At 43.2% G+C, this 10416-nt stretch carries 5 protein-coding genes; 2 read left to right on the top strand and 3 right to left on the bottom strand.

Features of this window, described 5'->3' with window-relative positions:
* The first annotated feature begins 53 nt into the window (after positions 1 to 53).
* The gene (locus K9M52_RS15640) at positions 54 to 1619 is read left to right on the top strand and encodes an NAD(P)H-hydrate dehydratase (RefSeq protein WP_224069368.1); all 1566 of its coding nucleotides are present in this window, start codon (positions 54 to 56) and stop codon (positions 1617 to 1619) included.
* Positions 1620 to 1847: 228 nt separating this feature from the next.
* Positions 1848 to 3887, top strand: coding sequence for a TonB-dependent receptor (locus K9M52_RS15635; protein ID WP_224069367.1), 2040 nt, complete (start codon positions 1848 to 1850; stop codon positions 3885 to 3887).
* A gap of 23 nt (positions 3888 to 3910) precedes the next feature.
* Here K9M52_RS15635 and K9M52_RS15630 read toward each other — a convergent pair whose 3' ends face one another.
* The 3 genes from K9M52_RS15630 to uvrA all read right to left on the bottom strand — a co-directional run bounded on the left by K9M52_RS15630 (position 3911) and on the right by uvrA (position 10411).
* Positions 3911 to 5365, bottom strand: a complete 1455-nt coding sequence (locus K9M52_RS15630) for an APC family permease (RefSeq protein WP_224069366.1) — start codon at positions 5363 to 5365, stop codon at positions 3911 to 3913.
* A gap of 561 nt (positions 5366 to 5926) precedes the next feature.
* The gene (locus K9M52_RS15625; RefSeq protein WP_224069365.1) at positions 5927 to 7330 is read right to left on the bottom strand and encodes an MBL fold metallo-hydrolase RNA specificity domain-containing protein; all 1404 of its coding nucleotides are present in this window, start codon (positions 7328 to 7330) and stop codon (positions 5927 to 5929) included.
* A gap of 147 nt (positions 7331 to 7477) precedes the next feature.
* Positions 7478 to 10411: an excinuclease ABC subunit UvrA gene (gene uvrA / locus K9M52_RS15620; RefSeq protein WP_224069364.1), complete on the bottom strand. Its 2934-nt coding sequence runs from the start codon at positions 10409 to 10411 to the stop codon at positions 7478 to 7480.
* Positions 10412 to 10416 lie beyond the last annotated feature (5 nt).

The raw sequence follows: 10416 nt of genomic DNA, 5'->3' as shown, positions 1-10416 counted from the left end.
CAGATGCAAGATTCCATCTCTGATCTCCAATTATTCATATTAAACAGCAAGCCATGAAAATATTTAATGCCGGCCAAATTAAAAAATGGGACGAGGCAACGATGGCTGGTGAAAACATTGTTCAAACAACGCTGATGCAGCGGGCGGGCGACGCCTGTGCTCGCTGGATTAAAAAGAAATTCGATCAGTCAGTCGAATTTTATATTGTCTGCGGCAAAGGGGGCAATGGAGGAGACGGTATCGTAATCGCCAGAAATTTATTACATGCCGGCTATCAGGTAAAAATTATACTTTCCAACCCGCCAGCGGAGTTCCGGAAAGCAACGCTGGATCATTGGAACTATCTGAGCAGGGAGTTCCCTAAAACAGCAGAAAACGCGATCGTTGCTTTTGATAAAACCGATCTATTAATTCCTTTAAAGACGCCGAAACCGCTGGTCATAATCGATGCGCTTTTAGGCACCGGCTATAACCCCGGTAAAAGCAACGAAGTGATTAACAGACTTATCAAATTCCTATCCAATGCAGACAAACCGACTATTGCCATCGATTTACCCAGTGGATTAACACCTGACCACCTTCCGCCCGGAGAGGACGACAACCTAAATATCATCCAGGCAGCCTATACACTCTCTTTTCAGGCATATAAGCGAAGTTTTTTGCATCCTGAATCAGCAAAGTATACCGGGAAGGTTCACCTGTTAGACATTGGCCTAAGTGCGTCTTTTACCCAACAGGAAAGTTCAAATATTTATGCTATTGATATAAAAGCAGCCGCTCAATTCTATCAGCCCAGATCAAAGCATTCATTCGGGCACAAAGGAAATTTTGGCACCGTTGTTTTAGTAGGTGGCAGTTATGGCAAAATAGGAGCCATTTCTCTTTCCGCCAGGGCCGCGCTTCGGGCAGGTGTGGGAAAGGTATTTATACAGGCCCCCAAATGCGGTTACGAGATTCTGCAAATCAACGCCCCTGAAGCCATGTTTGAGCCAGCTGGCGATAGCTATGTATCTGATATTGATCCCATCAGAAAAGCAACTTATGGAATCGGCCCGGGAATGGATACACATCCTGAATCTGTCAGCGCATTAAAGGCTTTCCTGAAAACCAGAAAAGATGCATTAGTATTGGATGCAGATGCATTGAATATTATTGCGACAGATCCAGAAGCTATTTTAGCATTAATTCCGGCAAGTAGTATCTTAACACCGCATCCTGGCGAATTTCAAAGACTATTCGGTAATAGCAAAGACTCTTTAGAGCAAGTCGAACTGGCAAAAAGGAAAGCACAGCAATGGCATCTGGTCATCGTACTTAAAGGGCACCGAACTGCTATCTGCACGCCGGATGGAAATATTCACTATAACTTAAGTGGCAATGCCGGAATGGCCACTGCAGGGAGCGGCGATGTTCTGACAGGTATTATTACTGCACTAATGGCACAAGGGTATCCACCCACGCAAGCGGCTATTCTGGGTGTGCATTTGCATGGTCTGGCAGGAGACTACTACATCAAAAAAGGAGCTGCTGAATCATTGATTGCTCAAGACTTAATTGACTGTTTACCCAAAGCGTTCCTGAAATTGAGAGACAAAAGGCATATTCTTTTTCCGGCTTAAAGCAATCTTTTAATGAAGATATGTACATGAGTTCTCGGATATATAATTACATAAAAGCCTTGTGAATCATCCTCTGTTGTTTAAATTTGGATAATGAAAAATCGCGGGCGGTACGAAAGAAATCCAAGTAAGAGATTAATGTGCATCAACAAACCGGTAAGCCGGTGTATAATTTTGACACTATTGGTCAGCACGGGGCTGTCTATAGCTAATGCAAAAGCGCAGCCTATGCCAGTTAAAAAGGATACGACCTCCAAAAATGTGCCTTCAGTCAGTGTAGACAGTCTTCCCCATAATTTATCAACTGTTACGATCACTGCATTTCAGGGGCGAGGCGACGGCCTGGACGTGGCCGCCTCACTCTTTTCCCTCAATAATGAGGATCTGCAGTTTATTGACAACAGCTCTTTTGTGTCTGCCTTTAATACCACTCCGGGAGTCAGACTGGAGCAGAGATCTCCCGGAAGTTTAAGGCTTTCCATCAGGGGCAGTTTACTGAGGTCTCCGTACGGCGTAAGAGGCATAAAATTCTATCTGGACGGCATTCCGTTGACAGATGCCGGCGGCAATACTTACCTTCAATCCATCGGTCCCGAACAGATTCACGCAGCAGAAATTATTAAAGGACCTGCAGGCAGCTTATATGGAGCGGGAACAGGCGGAGCGGTGTTATTGCATTCGCCGGCAGGATTTAAAGATTCTACACAAAACAACTTGACACTAGGGTATACAATGGGAAGTTTCGGCCGCATTAACCCTACGGGCAGCTGGGAACATTCCGGTAAGAAGAGCCATACCTATATCAGCGCAAGCCATTTTTACTCCAAAGGAGACAGGGCCCAGGACACGGCCGGGCGGTCAATTGTCAATTATTCCTCGCAATTTAAGCTCTCGGGTGCGTTACAGCTTGACTTGATCGGGTTCTACAGTTACCTGCATTATCAGACACCGGGAGGCATAACCAAAAGTCAACTTGGGACAGACACGACCGCCTATCCGCGGTCTATAGAACAACAGGCAGCCATATTCAACCGTACTATTTTTGGTGGCGCCAGCCTTAAATCAAAAATCAATAATTATATAAATAATGAAACAGCTGTCCTCTGGAGCCACACTGATTTCAAAAATCCGTTCACGACCAATTATGAGAAAAGAAAGGAGAGCAATTATGGAGGAAGAACCGTTTTTTCAGTCCATAATAATGACGCCATCAGCAATTGGAAGCTCCTTGCCGGGATGGAATGGATAGCAGGGAGATCCAGGATAGATAATTTTGGCAACAATAAAGGTGTCCCGGATACGGTTCAATACAAAGACAGATTAGTCTTGCAGAGAAAATCATTTTTTGTCCAGTTCTCTGCAGACCTTGACCCCCAAAACAAATGGCATCTACAGGCCGGCATCAGTACAAACCAGCAAAAACTGCGATACCACCGATTGACTGACCCCGGGCAATTAAAAGATGCGATTGCAAAAACCGATTATTTATGGTCTCCTAAAATAGGGCTGACTTATAAAATACGGCCCACACTTGCCATTTACGCAACTGCCGCAAAGGGATTTTCAACGCCGACACTAGCCGAAATACATCCCTCTGACGGACGTTTTGAACAAAACCTTCAGGCAGAACGAGGCTGGAATCTGGAAGGAGGGGTAAGAGGGCATGCCTTTAACAACCATGTAGACTTTGAAGGTAGTATCTACAGTTTCAAACTAAAAAACGCCATTGTACGCAGGGCAGATCAGGACAATATGGAATATTACGTCAACGCCGGCGTCACCAGTCAAAAAGGTGCTGAACTCTGGGTACGATATCGATTATTTGCCGGCAACCAGCCTGAAAGCTGGATCAGTCAGGTTCAGATAAGTGGTAGCTATAGCTATCAACCTTATCATTTTTTAAACTACCAGATAGAGGATAACATCTATAACGGAAACCCACTGACAGGAGTGCCCAAAAATATTGCGGTATTTAGACTAAATGTCGAAAGTAAACAGGGTTTTTACCTACACACTGTACTAAACGCCACAAGCCGGATTTCACTAAATGACGCCGCCTCAGTATATGCAGATGCCTACCAGCTACTGCAGTCTAAAATAGGTTATCGCTTTAATGTCCATAAGACGTCGTTTGACCTATATTTTGGTGTGGATAACATACTGGATCAGGTTTATAGCCTGGGCAATGACATTAATGCATATGGAGGTCGCTACTTTAACCCGGCGCCAGGGTGCAATTATTTCACCGGCATACAGGTCAGGCTGTAACCCATGATTTATCCGAACCGGAGTTAATCTGTCTTGACTTTTTTTGCTTTTATATTCAATTGCTTTCTCCAATAATAAAAGAAGGGCAGCCCTGAAAATATAAGGCAGAAGCCAATCAATGATTTAACGGGTGACTCAATCAGGGAAACGATTAAAAGCGTCCCACAAAAAACCAGAAACACCCATGGCACAACTGGGTACCCCCAGGTTTTATACGGTCTGGGTAAAGCCGGCTTGCGGTACCTGAGGATAACTACTCCCAGTACGATCAATCCATAAAAAACAAATGCGGCGATAATCAGCAGATCGGTTAACATATCAAACGATCCGGAAAAGACCAGAATAACCCCCCAAATGCCCTGATATGTAAGTGCGCCGACCGGCGTATTTCTCTTGGGGTGACACCTGGCGGCTTTCTTAAAGAAAAGTCCGCTACCGGCCATCGCATAGTAAATTCTGGAAGACAGTAAAATTGTCGCATTTGTGCAGCCAAACGTAGAAATAAGTATCATACCACTGACAACATATACACCGACGTCACCCACCAACTTATCTACAACAACGACTGCGGCAATCGTATTCTCATTAACATTGACGGCGGCCAGCATTTCGTCAATAGGCATTACGTATAAGTAAGCAGCATTCAGGAGCGCATATAATAATATAATAAGTGTTATACCGATTATCATTGCTCTGGGCAGATTCTTTTTAGGGTGATGCAGTTCTTCTCCTATAAATCCGAGTGCCACCCATCCTTCATATCCCCAGAAGGCATGACGCATAGCGATAAACATGGCCATAATAAAGGTCAATATCGAAAAACCTTCAGGAGGCAGTAATGAACCAACAGTTTCAAACGTTGCCATACTTCCTGTTTTGGAGCCGAAGGCAAGACATACAATAGTCAAAATAGCCAGTGTGATTAAAAAAGTAAATACCAGACTGACATGGCCGCCCTTTTTAGTGCCTCTAATATTAACTACCGTAAGGCCTATTATCAGTAAACTCGCTATTAATTTCCCGCCAAAATTAGAGAACGGTGTTAATCCTAATATATTAATGGACGCTATATGAGCCGGTAACTGGGGGAGAGGTACAAAACTTGCCAAGGCACCTGCAAAGACAAAGGCAACTGAAGAAATAGCGGCTGTCTGAATCACTGTAAAACAAGACCACCCATACAGAAAAGAAACCAATTTCCCATAAACTTCTTCCAGCCACGCGAAAGGACCGCCTGAACGTGGAAACATTGTCCCTAATTCTGCAATGCTGAATACACCGAATAATATTATGATACCGGCAAGCACCCAGGCAAGTACAACCATCCAGGGATAATGAAGTACCTCCGACATAGGGGCCACTTTTTTAAATACCCCGGAACCAATAATGGCACTCATTACGATAATAATGGCCATTTTTAGCCCAAACGAACGAACCAGTGCACCATTTTGTGGTGCGTCCTGCTTATGATTTTCCATAACAAAAATGTATTATTCCCCTGAAACAAAAACGAACTTGCAGATGCAAAGGGAAAATGTACGGCCCAACTGTAAATGGCCATCACCAGTCAAAGGTGAACATGGACAGGGCCTGATCAAAAACGGCATCAGAACATGCCAATCGTGGCTAAGATAGCCACTTTTGTCTAAAATTACTGCTTATGACAAGTTTTTTGTAGAAAAGGAGGTAAAGACGAATGTTTTTATTAACGCAATTACGCTGTAAGATTCCTTTTTTTAAAGAAAACTTAATTTATCCATACTTTCATAAGCTAGGAAGATTCAAACAAGCGTTGTGTTTATTCGGGCGTAAGAAATTTAAATTTTTATAATTGATTTTTCACTACCTAAACTGACTCTTCCATATGCGATCTACACCGAATAAGGTACTCCAGGAAGATCCCGGTAAATAAATTCGATACACATTGAACGTATTGAAATATCCATCAATATTGCCCATATCATATGTGCGATACAACGAAAAAGGAGGTACCAATAATTGACACCTCCTTCGGTAGATATTTTAGTTTGACGCTTTGCTTATTGCAAGTTAAACTTCTGATGCATATCTGGCACATATACTTCCTTAAAGCCTTTTTTCTGCAGACTCTTTTGAAAGTCCTGCTGCACATCGTATTCTCCATGAACAATAAACGTCATTTTTACCTGTGCCGGGTCCTGACAAGCCAGAAACTGACTTAAGTCATCATAATCTCCATGTGCGCTCATACTGCGCATGACACCAACTTCAGCCTTGACATCATATTCGTCTCCATAAATACGAACTTGCTGTGCGCCGCGCATCAGCCGTCCGCCCAGCGAATGAGGCTCACAATATCCGACGATCAAAATAGTATTTTTAGGATCCAGAATATTGTTGAGGATATGGTGTTGCACTCTGCCCGCATCAGCCATCCCACTGGCAGAAATAATAATCATCGGCTGATGGTTATCATTAAGTGCCTTACTTTCTTCTACTGACTGGATAAACTTCAGGCCCTCAAAATCAAACGGATCCTCATCTACGTCCATCATCTTACGAATTCGTTTGTTAAAGCCTTCTTCATGCGCCTCTGTTACTTTTGTGGCCTCCCGGCTCAACGGACTGTCTACATATACAGGCACTTTAGGTAATAACTTCTCGTTGGAAAGCTGATTAAGAAAATACAGCAGTTCCTGCGTTCTACCCACACTAAAGGCCGGAATAATCAATTTTCCTTTTTTCTCCACACAGGTCTTCTGCACAAAACCCAACAACTGTTCCGGCGTGTTAAATACAGCATCATGCAGGCTATTGCCATAAGTACTCTCGATAATAATATAATCAGCCTGCGGGAATGCCTCAGGTGATTTTAGAATAATATCGCGATACCTTCCCACATCGCCACTAAAAGATATCTGTTCTGTCTTGCCCTCTTCAGTTATCCTGACATGCACCGAAGCAGATCCAATGATATGTCCTGCGTCAGCAAACATCACTTCAATCTGATCATCGATTTTGTGCCATTTATCATAATCTACCGCTGTTAAGTGAGGAATCGCATTTTCTGCATCCTCATCATTATATAACGCTTCCACGGGCGGTAAATGCTGTTTTGCACGGCGTTTATTAAAATACTTGGCATCATCCATCTGGATTTTAGCGGAGTCTCTCAGTAAAATAGCCGCCAGGTCCTTGGTCCCTGCCGTACAATAGATCTTTCCCTGATACCCGTCTTTAACCAGTTTAGGGATTAATCCAGAGTGATCAATATGCGCATGGGAAAGAAACATATACGTGATCTGTGTGGGGTCAAATCCCAGATTTGCATTCAACTCATCCGTCTCTTTACCCATTCCCTGAAACATCCCACAATCCAGAAGGATTTGCTTCCCGTTTTTAAGTTCAATCAGGTGTTTAGAGCCGGTTACAGTTCTGGCTGCTCCATGAAAAGTCAGGTTCATGTTCATATATTTATCGGTTTGAGGTTATCGAATTGAAAACGTTACATCCTAATATGTATTACCTAGACAGTCATTAAAACAAAAAACGATTTGTTCCTTCCGACTTTACGACGTTTCCCTTTAATTACTGATTAAATATAGTCAATTTCAAAGATATTTACCTGTATAACTGGCAGGCACTTTTTTAAGATCCGCCGGCTTCCCTTCAAATACCAGCTGTCCCCCTCTTTGCCCGGCCTCTGGCCCCAGATCGATAACCCAATCAGCGGATTTGATAACATCCGTATTATGTTCGATAATGATCAGGGAATGCCCCTGATCAATTAAGGCATTAAACGCATCAAGCAGTTTACGGATATCATGGAAATGAAGTCCTGTTGTTGGCTCATCAAAAATAAATAATGTATGATCTTCTGCCTTATTCTTACTCAAAAAACTGGCCAGTTTAACACGCTGTGCCTCGCCACCACTCAATGTATTAGAAGGTTGTCCCAGTTTAATATACCCCAGGCCAACACGCTGAAGGGGTAGGAGCGCAGTTGCCAGATTCTTCTCATCTTTGAAAAACTCAACAGCCTCATCTACGCTCATTTCCAGTACATCATGGATACTCTTTTCTTTATAAGTCACTTCCAGCACCTCTTGCTTAAATCGCTTTCCCTTGCAGACATCACAGACCAAATGGACATCTGCCAGAAATTGCATTTCTACGGTTTGTTCTCCTTCACCTTTACAGGCATCACACCGACCGCCATCGACATTAAAAGAAAAATAACCGGCCGTATAGCCTCTTACTTTTGCAAGATACTGCCTGGCATATAACTGTCGGATATCATCATAGGCCTTGATATATGTGACCGGGTTGCTTCTGGAAGATTTACCAATCGGATTCTGGTCAACAATCTCAACATGACCTATCTGGCTAAGGTCTCCGGTTATGGACTGGTGCAGTCCCACTTTTTCAGTTGTACCACCTTTTTGCTTCATAATACCCGGATACAGTATTTGCTTTACCAACGTCGTTTTACCGCTTCCTGATACCCCGGTTACCACACACATCACATTCAGAGGGAATTTTATATCTATATTCTTCAAATTATGCTGACGAGCTCCCTTCACTTGAATACTATTGGTGAAAGAGCGAACCTTTTTAGGTGCGTCAATTTTCAGGGCCCCACTCAGATATTGACCGGTAAGGCTTTCGGTATTTTTCATAAGTTCATCAGCAGTACCCATGGCGATCACCTGACCGCCTAGGTGTGCAGCAAGCGGCCCCATATCAATAATATAATCTGCCTCTCGCATGATCATTTCATCATGTTCAACCACCACGATAGTATTGCCCAATGATTTCAGTTGCTTTAATACGCCAATCAGGCGGTCAGTATCTCTGGGATGTAAGCCAATGGAAGGCTCATCTAATATATACAGAGAATTTGTCAGATTACTGCCCAGGCTCCTGGTTAATTGTATACGCTGGCTTTCCCCTCCACTAAGTGTAGAGGCCATGCGTTCCAGCGTCAGATACCCCAGACCCACATCCAGCAAAGTCTGCAATCTTTGTTGTAACTCCAATAATAATCTGGCGGCTATTTTTTTATTCTGTTCCGACAGGTTAGCGACCAAACTATCCAGCCAGGGCTTTAGTTCTTCCACCGGCATCCGGCAGAGTTCACCGATATGCAGCCCACCTACTTTCACATATAGGGCTTCGGGTCTTAACCGATAGCCATCGCAGTCCGGACAATCCGTTCTGCCGCGATAGCGGCTCTGCAATACCCTGTATTGGATTTTATACAGGTTTTGCTGAATATCTTTAAAAAAATCATTGATACCATAGGCGTCGACATCACCGTTCCATAAGGAGCGTTTTTGCTTTTCTGTCAGGTCCTGGTATGGCTTATGAATTGGAAAATCAAACTTGTTCGCGTGTTTTATAAATTGCTTTTTCCACCATACCATTTTCTCTCCCTTCCATGGAGCTACTGCTCCTTCAAATACACTGAGTCTCTGATCGGGAATTACCAGATCCTTATCAATACCCAATACCTGGCCAAACCCTTCACAAGTCGGGCAGGCACCATAGGGATTATTAAAAGAAAATAAGTTGGGAACAGGCGGTTCAAACACAATGCCATCGAGCTCGAACTTGCGGCTAAAATTAAGTGTTTTCTCATCAATTAACAGTGTCATTTCTTCTTCACCTTCATAAAAAGCAGTTTCAATGGAATCAGTAATTCTGTGTATGTCTTCTTCCGTGAATTCGCGTTTCTTTATTCGGTCAATCAGGACGTAAACTGATTTTTTAAGCAATTTTTTCTTGAGTTCCTTTTCTGTTAGCTGTAATAATTCATCTATTGCCAGCAATTCAGCAGCTTCGTCAACTGGCAGCAGGCAAATCCGGGAAAACCCTTTTTGAATCAGGATCTCCAGTTCTTCCCGGCTATCTCTGCCAGCCTGTTCTTTAAAACGACTCATGATATACAACCGAGCGCCATCCTTGCAGTTTTGAACTGTTTGCAATACATCAGCAACATCATCTTTTTTTACCTCCCGACCACTGACAGGAGAGACCGTAATACCTATCCTTGCAAATAAAAGGCGCAGATAGTCATATATTTCAGTCATGGAACCGACAGTGCTTCGTGGTGTACGGGTGGTCACTTTCTGCTCAATGGCAATGGCAGGGCATAAGCCTTTGATATAATCGACATCGGGTTTATCCATTCTGGCCATGAACTGCCTGACATAGGCATTCAGGCTCTCTGCATAACGTCTTTGCCCTTCTGCAAATAAAGTGTCAATCGTGAGGGAAGACTTCCCACTGCCGGATACACCTGTGACTACAATAAATTTATTTCTGGGAAAAGCAACCGACACATTTTTTAGATTGTGCGTCCGGGCGCCTTTAATAAATATATCCTGATCTTTTGTTCTTGGTTGAGATATGACTTCGTTATTTGTCTTCACTTTTTTAGCAGCATTATTTACTTTCTTTTTGTTTGAATTAGACACTTCTAATATATTCGCCTGCTTATTCTTGGCGGCTTTTGAACGACTGGATGAATTCTCGGTTTGCATAATTG

Source organism: Arachidicoccus terrestris (genome assembly GCF_020042345.1).
Lineage (GTDB): Bacteria > Bacteroidota > Bacteroidia > Chitinophagales > Chitinophagaceae > Arachidicoccus > Arachidicoccus terrestris.
Note: the sequence above shows the minus strand (reverse complement) of the source record. Positions and strands in the feature narration are given on the sequence as shown.